Source organism: Leptotrichia sp., assembly GCF_057270615.1.
Window position 1 is genome coordinate 25813 of the sequence record NZ_DBHIXN010000014.1, and the last position, 15172, is coordinate 40984.

Here is a 15172-nt window from a genome sequence, read left to right on the forward strand (position 1 = left end):
GCAATGAAAGAGAGAATAAAAAAATTACAAAAAGAAAAAGATGTGGCGATTTTAGCTCATTATTATGTAGATGGAGATGTACAGGAGATTGCTGACTATGTTGGAGATTCTTTTTATTTAGCTAAGACTGCGACAAAGCTGAAAAATAAGACCATAATAATGGCAGGAGTATATTTTATGGGTGAAAGCATAAAAATTTTAAATCCAGAAAAAACAGTGTATATGGTTGATATTTATGCCGACTGTCCTATGGCACATATGATAACTATAAAAAAAATAAAAGAAATGAGAGAAAAGTACAATGATCTGGCAGTAGTATGTTATATAAATTCGACAGCTGAAATTAAAGCACATTGTGATGTCTGCATAACTTCATCCAATGCACTTAAAATTGTAAGTAAATTAAAAGAAAAAAATATCTTCATAGTTCCTGATGGAAATTTAGCCTCGTATATCGCAAAACAAGTAAAAAATAAAAATATTATTTTAAATGAAGGTTATTGCTGTGTACATAATTTAGTGCATTTAGAAAATGTAAAGAAACTAAAAGAAGAATATCCTAATGCAAAAGTTTTGGCTCATCCAGAATGCAAGGAAGAAATTTTGGAACTAGCAGACTATATTGGGAGTACAAGCGGGATAATCGCTGAGGCTTTAAAAGAGGGAGATGAATTTATAATTGTAACTGAAAGAGGAATTAGATTTGAAATATATAAGAAAGCTCCTAATAAAAAATTGCATTTTGCAGATGCTTTGATATGCAGAAGTATGAAGAAAAACACCTTGGAAAAAATTGAAAAAATTTTGACGGAAGGTGGAGATGAACTGAAAGTTGATGATGAAATAGCTAAAAAAGCTCTAATTCCTTTGGAAAGAATGTTAGAATTGGCAGGGGATTGAAATGAAAGCTGAAAATTACGATGTAGTTATAATTGGTTCTGGAGTTGCGGCATTGATTTGTGCTTTGACATTAGATGACAGTATAAATATATGCTTAATAACGAAAAAGGAGCTTAAAGACAGTAATTCTTATCTTGCACAGGGAGGAATATCTGTTTGCAGGGGAAAAGAGGATAGAGAAGATTATATCGAAGATACTTTAATTGCAGGCCATTATAAGAATGACAGAAAGGCAGTTGAAATATTAGTTGATGAATCAGAAGAAGCTGTAAAGACTTTGATTGGAATGGGAGTAAAATTTACAGGTGATAAAAAAGGTCTTTTCTATACAAGAGAGGGAGGACACAGAAAATTTAGAATTTTATATTGTGAAGATCGAACTGGTAAATACATAATGGAAAGCCTTATAAAAAAAGTTTTGGAAAAAAAGAACATAAAAACAATAGAAAATTGTGAATTTTTAGATATAGTTGAAGAAAATAATACTTGTCTTGGTATTGTAGCCAAAAATAAAGAAATATTTTCCATAAGATCTAAATTCACAGTTTTAGCAACAGGAGGGATAGGCGGAATATATAAAAATACTACAAATTTTTCTCATATAAGAGGAGATGGAGTAGCAGCAGCTATCAGACATAATATAGAATTAAAGGATATTTCATATGTTCAAATACATCCAACGACATTTTATACAAAAGATAATGAAAGGAAATTTTTGATTTCGGAATCAGTAAGAGGGGAAGGAGCGGTGCTTTTAAATCAGAAGTTGCAAAGATTTACAGATGAGTTAAAACCTAGGGATGAAGTCACAAAAGCAATACTGAAAGAAATGAAAAAAGATAAATCTGAATATGAATGGTTAGATTTTAGCACAATAAAATTAGATATTGAAAAAAGATTTCCAAATATTTATAAACAATTAATAAAAAAAGATATAAATGTATTGAAAGATAAAGTTCCAGTAGTTCCTGCTCAGCATTATACAATGGGAGGAATCAAGGTTAATATGGATTCAAAAACTTCAATGAAAAATTTGTATGCTGTTGGTGAAGTTGCCTGTACGGGTGTTCATGGGCAAAACAGGCTTGCAAGCAATTCATTATTAGAAAGTGTTGTGTTCGGAAAAAGAGCAGCCCGTTCGATTAATATTGAAAATAACATCTCTAATTATAATAATGTGGCAGCAGATAATGCTTTTAAAAATATTGAAAAAGAGGTTTTTGAAATAGAAAATAAAATAAAAGAAAATAAAAATATTATAGAGCAAAGGATAAAAGAAGATGAGTTTGAGAAAAATAGATAAATTTCAAATGGATGATTCAATCAAATTAGCATTAAAAGAGGATATTACTTCAGAAGATGTAAGTACAAATGCAATTTATAAGGATGATAGACTGGCGGAAATTTCTTTATATTCCAAGGGAGAAGGAATTTTGGCAGGACTTGATGTATTTAAAAGAGTTTTTGAGTTAAATGGTTCTCCTGTTTTTACTGAGTATAAAAAAGATGGGGATGAAGTTTTTAAAAAAGATCTGATACTAAAGATAAAAGATGATGTAAAAGCATTGCTATCTTCTGAAAGAGTAGCTTTAAATTATTTGCAAAGAATGAGTGGAATTGCAACTTATACAAAAAAAATGATAGAAGCGCTAGACGATAAAAACATATATTTACTAGATACAAGAAAAACTGTTCCGAATATGAGAATATTTGAAAAGTACGCAGTTGTAGCTGGTGGAGGGCATAACCATAGATATAATCTTTCCGATGCGATAATGTTAAAAGACAATCATATAGATGCCGCTGGTTCAATAACAAAAGCTATAAAACTTGCTAGGGAATATTCTCCTTTTATTAAAAAAATTGAAATAGAAGTTGAAAATTTAGAAGGGGTGGAAGAGGCAGTTAGAGCTGGGGCAGATATAATTATGCTTGACAATATGGATATAGATACTATTAAAAAGGCTATAAAAATTATACGAAAGAAAGCTGTAATAGAATGTTCTGGAAATATAGACATTAATAATATAAATCGCTTTAAAGGATTGGAGATTGATTATGTTTCAAGTGGGGCTATAACACATTCAGCTAAAATTTTAGATTTAAGTCTAAAAAATTTGAGGTATATAGAATAAGAAAGGGGGTAAATTTTTATGAAAAATAATATTGAAGATATGACGCTTAAAGAAGTCCAGTATCTGATTAAAAGAATAGAAAAAGGGACTTTAGATGAAAGCAGAGATAAGGAAGAATCACAGAAAAAAAAAGAAAATGGACAAAGATTAGTTTTAAAATTAATTGAGGAATTTGGGGAACTGGCTGAAAATATTAGAAAAAATACGAGGTTTGATGGACAAAATATAAAGGGGACGATTGAGGAGGAAGTATTTGATGTATTTTATTATATTGTTGCGATTGCGAATTATTATGAAATTGATTTGGAAAAAATCTTTTACATAAAAGATGAATTGAATAAAGTAAAATATGAAAGAGAATTTTCAATTTATGAAGCTCGGGAAAAGTGGAAAAATATTAGATATGTTCGATAACCTAAGTTTTTTTATCTATACAAGGGGTCAAGACCCCTTGCTTCAAGATATTTATTTTATTAAATTCTAAGTTTGTATAGTTATCAAACAGGTCTATTATAGAAAATAAAAAAAATAAAAAAGAAGAGGGAAAATAGGAATTATGTCAATGAAAAATATTGATACTTGCTTAGAAAATAAAAGAGAAGTGGATATAAAAATACTTGGAACAAGTGATGTGCATGGAAGAGTATTGGCTTGGAACTATGGGGCAGATGAGGAGGATAGGTCGGGTTCTTATGCACAAATTTCAACATTGGTAAAAAAAATAAAAAAAGAGAATAAAAATATAATTTTAGTGGAAGTTGGAGATGCGATACAGGATAACTGGATAGAAAAATTTGCTATGGTTCCAAAGCATCCTGTTCCCCAGATTTTAAATTATATGGGCTATGACATCTTTGTACCTGGAAATCACGAATTTAATTTTGGAATGCCAACTTTGTCAAATATTTTAAGAGATATGAAACTTAATAAATTGACAGCTAATTTATATTACAATGAAAATGCTGAAAATGATACTAACTTTTCAAAAAATAAAAGAAGATATTTAGATGCCTCTGTAATTATTGAAAGAGATGGTGTAAAAATAGGAATTATCGGATTATCAACTCCGATGTCAGCAAAGTTTGAAGAAGATACAGGTTACTTAAAGGATTTTTACTTTGTATCGCCTATAAATGAAACTAGAAGGCAAATAGAAAAATTAAAATCTGAAGGGGCAAATGCGATTGTCGTAGTGGCTCACATGGGAATTGAAAATGAAAATAACATTCCAGAAACTGGAGTGAGAGATTTGGCAAATGCCGTACCTGAAATAGATGTAATTGTCGCAGGACACATGCATCAGAATGTTCCAAAGGAAATAATTAATGGTGTTTTAATTACAGAGCCTCATAGATACGGCACTTTTGTTTCAGAAGTCGATTTAAAATTTGAAATTGAAAATGGAAAAATCAGTTTAATAAGCAAGGATTCGACAACTGTTCCTGTAAAAAATGAAGAGCCCGATCCAGAAATAGAAAAAATTTACAAGCCTTTTCATAACAGGCTTTGCAGAATTGCAAATGAAAAAGTAGGCGAAACATTGAATGACATGGTGCCAAAGAAAAAATATCATGGTATATCGGCAGCTTTTGCCAAAGATACTGGACTGTCTTCGTTTATAACGGATGTAGAACTTTATTACAGTGGGGCAGACGTGGTTTCATTTGCATATAATTATGAAAATGTTAGGCTTAATAAGGGTGAAATTAGGAGAAAGGACATAGTTTACAATTACAGATATGCAGGTGGAGATGTCACAATTTATAAAATGACAGGAAAGCAACTAAAAGACTATATGGAATGGGCAGCTGACTATTTTGACACGATACAGCCTGGAGATACAGAGTATAGGTATAACAGTGAACGTGCAGGAAGAAAATATGTGACTTTTGATATTTTTGGCGGAGTGAAATATAAAATTGACTTGAGAAATGAGAAAGGTAATAAAATTACTGATTTAATGCTTGTAAACGGAAAAGAGATAACTTCTGAAATGGAATTGAAAGTTGGAATGAATGCTTACAGATTTGAGCAGTTAGCAAGAAAAGGCGGAATTTTTGATGGGCAGAAAATCCCTGTATTATGGGCATCTAAGGAAGCAATTGGCGAAATTGATGGAACTATTCAAAATATGATGATTGATTATATAAAAAACGTAAAAAATGGCATAATAGAAGGGAAAAGTCATAATAATTGGGAAATTATAGGATTATAATAAATTTTTTTTAAAAGTTATATATTAAAAAATACAATATTAAATCGTATTTTATAAACTTTACAAATTAATAAAAAATAAATTTAGGAGAAAAAACAAATAATGAGCATAGAAAAGGAAAATCAGGATTTTAACAATCCAATAAAATATAAATTGGAAAAAAGTGATGGAAATGCACGTGCAGGAGTTATAACAACTCCACATGGAGAAATAAAAACGCCAGTATTTATGCCAGTTGGAACACAGGCAACTGTGAAAGCTATGACTAAGGAGGAATTAGAAGAAATTAATTCTCAAATTATTCTTGGGAATACGTATCATTTGTATTTACGTCCAGGAGATGAATTAGTAAATGATTTTGGCGGACTTCACGGATTTATGAAATGGGATAGACCAATATTAACTGATAGTGGTGGATTTCAAGTATTTAGTCTGGGAGAATTGAGAAAGATAAAGGAAGAAGGTGTTTATTTTCGTTCACATCTGGATGGGTCAAAGCACTTTTTATCGCCTGAAAAATCTATTTCAATTCAAAATAATTTGGGAAGCGACATTATGATGGTGCTGGATGAATGCCCGCCAGGATTATCAACACGTGAATATTTGATTCCGTCTATTGAAAGAACCTCAAGATGGGCAAAACGTTGTATTGAAGCAAATAGAAATAAAGACAGACAGGGCCTTTTTGCAATCGTCCAAGGTGGAATTTATGAGGATTTGCGGGACAAAAGCCTTGAGGAATTGTATGAGGCTGATTATGGATTTGCGGGATATGCTTTAGGAGGGCTTGCAGTTGGAGAGCCACGTGAGGATATGTATAGGATTTTAAAATATATTACGCCCAAATTGCCTGAAAATAAACCACGATATTTAATGGGAGTTGGAGAACCTATGGATATGCTTGAGGCGGTAGAGCACGGTATTGACATGATGGATTGCGTTCAGCCTACTAGAATTGGTAGACATGGAACTGTTTTTACAAAATATGGACGTCTTGTTATAAAAAATGCAATTTATTCACGAGATGACAGACCTTTGGATGAGGATTGCGACTGTTATGCCTGCAAAAATTATACAAGGGCCTATATTAGACATTTATTCAAGGCTGGAGAAATTTTAGGGCAAAGACTTGCAACATATCATAATTTGTACTTTTTGTTAAAACTTATGGATAATGCACGTGAGGCAATTATTGATGGAAGATTTAAGGAATATAAGGAAGAAGTGCTGAGAAATTATGCTATGGGAAAAGAAAGTGATTGGATAAAGCCAAAGTCGATATAATACTATTCCCCATTAAAACAATAGATTTATTATAAATTCTATTTAACATGAGGTCTTGATCCTTTGCCATAAAAAAATAAATAAAATATAATTTCTATTTTTTAAATGGGATTTAGTATAAGATAAAAAAATGCAAGGAATAAAAATCTTGCAATTTTTTTGAATTTTATAGGCTCTTTGTCAAGTGTGGGGGTGGAAAAAGTTCAATAACCTTAATAGATTCTAAGTTGAATAAGCTTTTTAAGGTTGTCGAATTTGAGAGTGTACATAATTTTGTGTAAACTCAAAATATAATATATGGTACAGGATGGTAGTTTTATCATCCTGTTTTTAAATTCTTCCTTCAAAATAAATACTTAACTGTGAATATATTTCTCCCCAGCCTGGTATTCTTCCAGTCCATTTCTTTGTTGCTTCCTTTAAGCTTAGGTATACCGATTTCATTAATGCTTCATCTGTCGGATAAAGTGATTTTGTCTTCGTATACTTTCTTAATTGTCTGTTTAAGCTTTCTATCGGGTTTGTCGTATATATCAACTTTCTTATCTTTGTATCATATTTAAAGTATGTTGTCAACTCATTCCAGTTACTTCTCCAGGAATTAATTACTGCCATATACTTTTTACCCCATTTTTCTTCTAATTCATCCAGTTTAAACTCTGCCTGTTCCAGTGTTGGTGCATTATACATTTCTTTTAAGTCTGATGTAAATTCCCTTGTATCTTTGTAAGATATATATCTTATGCTGTTTCTAATTTGATGAACCACACATTTTTGAATTTCTGTCTTTGGAAACACTGAAGATATTGCTTCGCTGAATCCTTTTAAATTATCAACAGACATAATTAGTATATCCTGAACTCCTCTGTTTTTCAATTCATTTAAAACATTTAGCCAGTACTTGCTTGATTCATTTTCTCCTATCCAAAATCCTAAAACCTCCTTTTTTCCTTCCTTATCTATTCCTATAGCTAAATATACTGCCTTTTTAACAACAACTCCATCTTTTCTTACACTATAATGGATAGCGTCCATGAAAACTATTGGATATACATCCTCAAGCTGTCTAGACTGCCATTCCCTAATTTCAGGTATAATTTTATCTGTAATTTTACTGATCATAGATGGCGAAACATCAATTCCATAAAGATTATTAAGATGGTCCTCGATATCTCTGTTGCTCATTCCTTTAGCATAAAGAGAAAGAATCTGTCCTTCAATACCAGTAATTTCTCTTTGATATTTAGGGATGATTTGAGGTTCAAACTCAGCATTTCTATCTCTAGGAATATCTAAGTCAATATTGCCGTACTCACTTCTAACAGTTTTCTTGGAATGTCCATTTCTAGCATTAGAGGTAGTCTTATCTTTCATAGAATGTTTAGCATACCCCAGTTCATGCTCAATTTCAGCTTCAAGCATAGTTTGAATAGTACCCGAAAGCAAATCCTTAAGCATATCCTTAATATCATTAGTATCTTTAATATTGTAATCCTCAATCAGTGTTTTAAAAATTTCGTTGTCAATTTTCTTTTTAGCCATAACAAAAACCTCCAAATATTATATAGTTATTTTACCATATATTATTTAGAGGTTTACACAAAAATTTTTACACACCCACAAAATTATGTACACTCTCAAAAATTAATATTTAATTTTCGATCTATTCAATAATTTTTTTTGGAGGAAGAATTAAATCAAAATCTATATATTTATCAACTTTAAAATTTTTAAAATAAATATTGTTCTTATCTTTCGAATAATATTTATTAATTATTTCAAAACTGTCTAAATCTACTTCTGGTATTTTTTTATACATGTAATAAATATTTTTTTCATCTGTATAATAATAATATTTAATTTTCTTAAATTTTTTACTATTTTCTACATTTATAAAATGAACTCCTGCAAAATCTTCATATAAAATTGTATTCTCATCAAAAGAAAAAAAATAATTATCTATTTTTATTAATTTAATGTTACTATTTATTTTTATTTTTTTTAAATTTTCAATAAAAGTATCATTAAAAAAAATTCTTCTCAGATACAAATAACCGTTATTTCTAAAAAAGTATCTGTTATAAATTTCTAAGTTTTTAATAGATCCATTTAAAAAAGTATTTTCTTCATAATATATACTATTTTTATCTTTTGAATATCCATAAGATAAAATTTCAAAACTATTTAAATCTACATCTTTTATTTTTTTCCCGTGATAATAAACATTATTTTTATCTCTTGAAAAATTTTCATCTAATATTTTAAAACTATTTTTATCCACATTTTCAATAATATTATTCACATAATATATATTATTTTTATCAGAGATATAATTTTTTCCTAGTATCTTCATAGTTGGAATATCAATTTTTACTTCTCTCAATGTATTAAAATCAATTTCTAGGATTCTGGCTTTTTCTTCGAAAAAAAGAACATAAATTTTATCATTAATAAGAAAAAAATTCCCCCCTAAAAATTTAAAATTTTTTATGTTTTCTAAAATTTTTTCTCCTTCAAAATATAAACTATTCTTATCTTTTGAAAAACCATAAGGTAAAATTTCAAAACTATTTAAATCTACATCTTTTATTTTTTCTCCACAATAATAGACATTATTTTTTGAAAAAAAATATTCATTTACTATTTTAATTGGAATGTCATCTATTTCAAAAATTTCTTCTAAATCTTTATCACCAATTATTAATTTATTTATATCTGAAATGTCAACTAATAAAACTTTTTTTTTAGTTCCATAATAGTTATAAGAATCTTTTAAATAATAATCATTTATTTTATTAAATATATTTTTTTGAGGTTTAAAATCTTTATCATTAGCGTAAAGTATATTTAAAATTGTAAAAAAAATCAAGTATTTTATCGTTAGAGTTTTTAAAAATATTTTTTTAATCATTTTTCTTCTCTCCATTTTTTCATTATTTCTTCATAAAATTTGTGTTCTTCCTCCATTTTTTCTCTATCTTTTTTATCTGCCTCATCATTGGAGTGTCCTCAAAAATTTAGACTATTTTTAAGCAATTTTTTTGTTTCCTTTCTTTATGGCTTTCTTCGTATTCATTTGGACTTATAAATCCTATTTTACTGTGTATTCTGCTATTATTATACCATATTTCTATATACTCGTACATTCCAGTTCTTAAACTTTCTAAATTTTCAAATTTTTCATTATGTACATATTCTTTTTTCAATGCTGCATGGAATGATTCTATACAGGCATTGTCATAAGGATTCCCTTTTCTACTATAAGATATGCTTATGTCTTTTTCTGCACAAAATTTACGATATTCTTTACTCATATACTGGCTACCTCTATCTGTATGTATTATTAGATTAGTTGTATCCCCTCTTTTATATATCGCCATTTTTAAGGTGTCCATCACTAATTTTATATCCATAAATTTTCCAACCTTATGTGATGCTGTGCAAATCCATTATACTTGATAAATAGCACCATCCGTCCTTTTTTGTCCAAATATATGTTATATCACTTACCCATTTTTCATTTAATTTTTCTGTATCAAAATTTCTTTTTAAAATATTTTTTGTTGTTTCTTTTATATCTTCTGATTTGTTATAATTTCTAAATTTTTTATGAATTATTGACTTTATCTGGTTTTCCTTCATCAATCTTCTAACTCGTTTTATATTTACTTCTAATCCTAATTTTCTTAGCTTTTTATGAATTCTTGCTGCTCCGTAAGTTTTTCTGCTATCTTGCCATATTGATTTTATTATACCATATAAAATTTCATTTTCTATACCCCTCTGTGTCTTGACCTCTTTAATCCAGCAGTAATAGCTGCTTTTTTTAATGCCTATTAAATTAATTATTCTTAATTTTGAAACATTAAACTCATTGAATAAAGTCTTTACTAATGTGTACTTGTCAACAGTTCTTATTTTTTCATTAATATGGCTGATGCTTTTTTTAATATGTCAATATCTAATTCCTTTTGTTCCAGCTCTTTTTCTAATTTTTTATTTTTTTCCATTTCTTGTTGCAGTTGCCTTTTTAAGGCCATGATTTCATTTAAAGCTTCGTTAGCATTGTATTTTTTATCTATGATTCCTCTAAATTCTTTTTCCCATTTTCTGATTGTTACCGTTGCTACCCCATATTCATTTTCTAATGATTTTTTTGTTCTTCCTTCTTCCAGCAATTCTAAAATTAACATTTTAAATTCATCTGTGTACCTTTTACTTCTCTTGTTCATAATCAAATTTCTTTCCTTAACTATATTTTAACAAATAGAAAACTAGTTTTCAATTTATTTGTCCAAGGTTTTGGGTACACTCCAGACATCTAAAATCCTCAAGAGCCATTTTATATAGAACAAAAAGATTTTTATGAAATAATTTTAAAAAGTAGAAGGTATAATCAATATTTTGCTTGCAACGATTTTAATCCATTTTAAATAAAAAAAATCCGATCTACCGTTCTAACTTAATTTTTGGTTGCCTGCAAAATGTTACAGGTGGTAGTCATATTTATAAACTGTACAGAATCCGTACAAAACTTAAAGTAGTCGTGATTTTCCTGAGACAATTTATAAAGGGATAACCCCATTAAAAAAGAGTAAAGCCCAAAAATTCGCTGTTAGTGGCGTATAGACCAGAAATATTGATATATGCCTAAATTTTTATCAAATTAAGTAAAAATATTTATTTGTTACATTTCATTACTTCAATATTATAACTGTTATACAAAAAAATGTCAAACATTCTTTTAAAAAAAGTTGGAAAAATTTAAATGATATATTGTATAATTAAGTGCAATAAAAAAAATATATATAAAAAAACATGGTAAAAATGACATACTAAGATCTTTCACCAAATTAAAAAGGATCATTCTTACTATGTAAGATAGTAATTAACATAAATTTGAAAAAAATTCTAATAAAAATTTAAAAAGTATGATAAAATATATTGTATATTCAAACTTATTTTTATAAAATTATTGAAACAACAAAAAATGGAGGAAAATATGAAACATACAGTAGCAATTGTTGGTAGACCTAATGTGGGAAAATCAACATTATTTAATAAGCTGGTAGGAGATAGGCTATCTATTGTAAAAAATGAGCCTGGAGTTACTAGAGATAGGCTCTATCGTGAGATGGAGTGGAATGGAATAGAATTTATTTTGATTGACACTGGAGGTCTTGAACCTCGAACTGAAGATTTCATGATGGGGAAAATTAGACAACAGGCACAAGTCGCAATTGACGAAGCGGATGTAATTATATTTTTGGTAGATGGAAAAGCTGGGATTACTGGACTTGATGAGGATGTAGCAGCTGTTCTTAGAAGACAGGATAAAAAAGTTATTGTAGCTGTGAATAAAATTGATAACTATATGCGAGATCAAGAAAATATTTTTGAATTTTATGGGTTAGGATTTGAAGAAGTTGTCGGAATTTCTGGAGAACATAAAACAAATTTAGGAGATTTGCTAGACGTTGTAATTAGCAAATTTGAGGATAAAAAAATAAAGCAAACTGAAGAGGGACTTAATATCGCTATTTTGGGAAGACCTAATGCAGGAAAATCTTCTCTTGTAAATAAACTTTTAAATGAAGAACGTTCTATTGTGAGTGATATTGCAGGAACAACTAGAGATACTATTGATTCTAGCTTAAAATATAATGGAAAAACTTATACATTAATTGATACAGCAGGAATTCGTAGAAAATCGAAAGTAGAAAATGACATTGAGTATTACAGTGTGTTACGTGCAATAAAGTCCATAAAAAGAGCTGATGTATGCTTGCTTATGCTAGATGCAACAGAGCTTTTGACAGATCAGGATAAAAGAATTGCAGGAATGATTTATGAAGAAAGAAAGCCAATTATTATTGCTATAAATAAATGGGATTTAATTGAAAAGGATAACAATAGCGTAAAAAAATTTACTGAACTTGTAAAAGCTGATTTATCATTTTTGGATTATGCACCGATTATTACGATTTCGGCATTGACTGGAAAAAGAACATTAAATATTTTGGAGCAAGCTAAATTTATTAATGAAGAATATAATAAAAAAATATCTACTGGACTTTTGAATCAAATTTTATCAGAAATAATAGCACAGAATCCAGTTCCAACAAGAAAAGGGCGTTCAGTAAAAATAAATTATGCCACACAAGTAAGCCAAGCACCACCAAAATTTGTATTTTTTGCTAATAATCCGGAATTGATACATTTTTCATACCAACGATATATTGAAAATAAATTAAGAGAATATTTTGGATTTGAAGGATGTCCAATTGATATTGCATTTAACAAGAAAAGCGAAAAGTTTTTTAAATAATTTTATTGTTATTAAATCTTGAATTACTATTTTAAAAAATTATAAAATAAAAAAATATAAAAACACTAAATTTATGTGATTTTTAATAGTTCGATTTTAAATGGGTTCAAGTATATTATTATTTTACAAGAAGCCAGAATTATATAGAAAGGATAAATAAATGAAATTTTATAACGAAAAAAAGCTGTTAAAGTTACGCAATATTTTAATTATAATAGTATTGGCACTTTTAGCACTTTTATTATTTTTCAGAGTTTATGCTAATTTTTCAAAACCGATAAAACTTGTTACAAGTACTATTTTTCCATTTATTTTATCATTTATAATCGTATATTGCCTTATGCCTTTCATTGATATGATAAGTGAAAAAGACAAAGATGACATCTTTTTAAAAAATGGCATACTTAATGAGCTTGAAAAATTGGAAAAAAAGAACATCAGTAATTCTGAAAGAAGAAAAAAGTTAGAGCTGTTTAATGAAATTTCACATGGTGATAAGAAAAAAAAATTGCAGTTAAATCGTAAACTTGCCATTTTGCTTGTATTGAGTATATTTTTTGCAATTTTTCTTTATATCATTTTGACAATCGTGCCAATAATTATAAAGCAGGTATCTAGCCTTATTAATTTTTTGCTAAAAAATCAGGAAAAACTTCAGAATAACTTTTTTAGTTTTCTTGAAAGTAATCATATTGACCTTAGAAGTTCTTTGATGAGTTCAAAAGATATAATTGTAAATAATGCTATAAAAGTGTTAAGTTCGAGTTTTTCTTTGGTGAGCAGCACATTTAGCCTATTGTTTATGACTCCAATTTTTACAATAATGCTTATTTTTAGTTATGACAATATTGAAAATAAAGTTAAACGAATATTACATAATATGGACAGGGAAGATTTGATCATTCTTATAAAAAATATGGATGAAACAATCGGAAAATATATTCTTGTAACAGCACTTGATAGTATGATAGTTGGAATTGTATCATTTACAATATTTTATTTTTTAAAAATGGATTATAGTATGCTTTTTTCAGTAATTATAGGATTTGGAAATGTAATACCATTTATTGGTCCATTTATTGGGCTAATTCCAGCAATATTATATGCTTTTACAAAATCATTTAAACTTGTAATTCTTATAGTAGTTTTAATTACAATTGTACAGACAATAGAAGCAAATATTGTAAAACCATGGCTTACTGGAAAATCTGTTGAAATGCATCCAATTACAACTCTTCTAGTAGTACTTATAGGAGGAGCTTTATTTGGAATTGGAGGAGCATTTATTGCAATCCCTGTATACATTATTATCAAATTAACTTGGTTATTTTGTTGGGAAAAATACATTATAAATAATAATAAATAAAGAGAAAGGAAAAAACTTATGGACAGCAAAGGAAAAATAGAAATTCAAAAATGTATTTATTTTTCAATTTCAAAAATGTTTAGAATAGTTAATAAAATAGCGGAAGAATCATTTCAAAAGATAGATATTTATCCAACACATGGATTTTTAATGATTATATTGAAAGAAGAAAAAAATGGGCTTACAGTAAATCAAATATCTGAAACACTTGCAATAGCTCCATCGACAGTTACACGATTTGTTGACAAATTAATTTCTAAAGGATATGTAAAACGAGAAAAATCTGGTAAAAATTCCATCACAAAAATAACTGCAAAAGGATTAAAGATAATACCTGACATTTATAAATCATGGGAAGGAATTTCTGAAAAAATAGAAGAAGTTATAGGAAATGAAGAATATTTAAGCAAAACTAGTGAAAGTTTCAAAGAATTTGCAGATGTGCTTGGAAAAGATAAAAAATATGATAAAATAAGCGAAGATTTTGATTTTTGGATTATATAAATTAACTTTATAAGAATACATCAAATTAATGAAGTAAAATATTCAAAAGCAAATGATGTATTGACAAGTTGAGTGTATCAAATAAATTAAAATATAAAAATATTTCTTAAAAGAGCAGAATTTTTTTCTGCTCATAATTTTTTTTATACTGTCATATCATTCTATTAATATTTTTAGCATTTAGTTTAGACCAAAACAGAACAAGTAAAGAATCCAATTATGAAACAGAATTACACTTAACTTTTTTAAAAATCATAGTTTAAAATAATTAATTCTATAAATTTGGACGTAATAAAAAATATTTTGCCTTTAATAAAAGATTATTAAAACATCATTTTTACTATGTTTTCTTATATATATTTTTTTAGTTGCATTTTAAGTATATAAAACACTTCTAAAAAAAAATCAAAAAAGTAGTTGACAAATAAAATCATTTATGA

14 protein-coding genes and 1 other RNA gene are annotated in these 15172 nt (G+C 28.0%); 9 read left to right on the forward strand and 6 right to left on the reverse strand.

All coding sequences use genetic code 11. From position 1 onward, the window contains the following. Positions 1 to 3: 3 nt before the first annotated feature. The 6 genes from nadA to tgt all read left to right on the forward strand — a co-directional run bounded on the left by nadA (position 4) and on the right by tgt (position 6534). Positions 4 to 900, forward strand: coding sequence for a quinolinate synthase NadA (gene nadA / locus ACO409_RS04305; RefSeq protein WP_485555164.1), 897 nt, complete (start codon positions 4 to 6; stop codon positions 898 to 900). Position 901: 1 nt separating this feature from the next. After that, positions 902 to 2203, forward strand: coding sequence for an L-aspartate oxidase (locus ACO409_RS04310; protein WP_485555165.1), 1302 nt, complete (start codon positions 902 to 904; stop codon positions 2201 to 2203). After that, the gene (gene nadC / locus ACO409_RS04315) at positions 2181 to 3035 is read left to right on the forward strand and encodes a carboxylating nicotinate-nucleotide diphosphorylase (RefSeq protein ID WP_485555167.1); all 855 of its coding nucleotides are present in this window, start codon (positions 2181 to 2183) and stop codon (positions 3033 to 3035) included. Before ACO409_RS04310 ends, nadC begins: the two co-directional genes overlap by 23 nt. Positions 3036 to 3053: 18 nt before the next feature. Continuing rightward, a complete protein-coding gene (locus ACO409_RS04320) occupies positions 3054 to 3449 on the forward strand; it encodes a MazG nucleotide pyrophosphohydrolase domain-containing protein (protein ID WP_485555169.1) in 396 nt (131 codons plus the stop codon). A gap of 142 nt (positions 3450 to 3591) precedes the next feature. Beyond that, a complete protein-coding gene (locus ACO409_RS04325) occupies positions 3592 to 5250 on the forward strand; it encodes a bifunctional metallophosphatase/5'-nucleotidase (protein ID WP_485555171.1) in 1659 nt (552 codons plus the stop codon). Positions 5251 to 5352: 102 nt separating this feature from the next. Further along, positions 5353 to 6534 carry a tRNA guanosine(34) transglycosylase Tgt gene (gene tgt, locus ACO409_RS04330; RefSeq protein ID WP_485555172.1) on the forward strand — a complete coding sequence of 394 codons (1182 nt, stop codon included), beginning with the start codon at positions 5353 to 5355 and terminating at the stop codon, positions 6532 to 6534. A gap of 330 nt (positions 6535 to 6864) precedes the next feature. Here tgt and ACO409_RS04335 read toward each other — a convergent pair whose 3' ends face one another. The 6 genes from ACO409_RS04335 to ssrS all read right to left on the reverse strand — a co-directional run bounded on the left by ACO409_RS04335 (position 6865) and on the right by ssrS (position 11174). After that, positions 6865 to 8076 (reverse strand): IS256 family transposase, encoded by a 1212-nt coding sequence (locus tag ACO409_RS04335; protein ID WP_485555174.1) that lies wholly within the window; start codon positions 8074 to 8076, stop codon positions 6865 to 6867. 121 nt (positions 8077 to 8197) lie between these two features. Then, positions 8198 to 9445: a DKNYY domain-containing protein gene (locus ACO409_RS04340; protein ID WP_485555175.1), complete on the reverse strand. Its 1248-nt coding sequence runs from the start codon at positions 9443 to 9445 to the stop codon at positions 8198 to 8200. A gap of 106 nt (positions 9446 to 9551) precedes the next feature. Beyond that, a complete protein-coding gene (locus tag ACO409_RS04345; RefSeq protein ID WP_485555177.1) occupies positions 9552 to 9947 on the reverse strand; it encodes a transposase in 396 nt (131 codons plus the stop codon). Between the two features lie 13 nt (positions 9948 to 9960). Beyond that, positions 9961 to 10485, reverse strand: coding sequence for an IS3 family transposase (locus tag ACO409_RS04350; RefSeq protein ID WP_485555187.1), 525 nt, complete (start codon positions 10483 to 10485; stop codon positions 9961 to 9963). Further along, entirely contained in the window at positions 10449 to 10766 is a 318-nt protein-coding gene (locus ACO409_RS04355) for a transposase (RefSeq protein WP_485555179.1), read from the reverse strand. Before ACO409_RS04355 ends, ACO409_RS04350 begins: the two co-directional genes overlap by 37 nt. 205 nt (positions 10767 to 10971) lie before the next feature. Beyond that, a non-coding RNA gene (ssrS, locus tag ACO409_RS04360) (6S RNA) lies at positions 10972 to 11174 on the reverse strand. Between the two features lie 362 nt (positions 11175 to 11536). On the opposite strand from ssrS, the gene der reads away from it, so the two are divergent. The 3 genes from der to ACO409_RS04375 all read left to right on the forward strand — a co-directional run bounded on the left by der (position 11537) and on the right by ACO409_RS04375 (position 14732). Continuing rightward, on the forward strand, positions 11537 to 12862 hold the full coding sequence (der, locus tag ACO409_RS04365; RefSeq protein WP_485555181.1) for a ribosome biogenesis GTPase Der: 1326 nt from the start codon (positions 11537 to 11539) through the stop codon (positions 12860 to 12862). A gap of 160 nt (positions 12863 to 13022) precedes the next feature. Next, positions 13023 to 14228, forward strand: a complete 1206-nt coding sequence (locus ACO409_RS04370) for an AI-2E family transporter (RefSeq protein WP_485555183.1) — start codon at positions 13023 to 13025, stop codon at positions 14226 to 14228. A gap of 18 nt (positions 14229 to 14246) precedes the next feature. Next, positions 14247 to 14732, forward strand: coding sequence for a MarR family winged helix-turn-helix transcriptional regulator (locus ACO409_RS04375; RefSeq protein ID WP_485555185.1), 486 nt, complete (start codon positions 14247 to 14249; stop codon positions 14730 to 14732). Positions 14733 to 15172 lie beyond the last annotated feature (440 nt).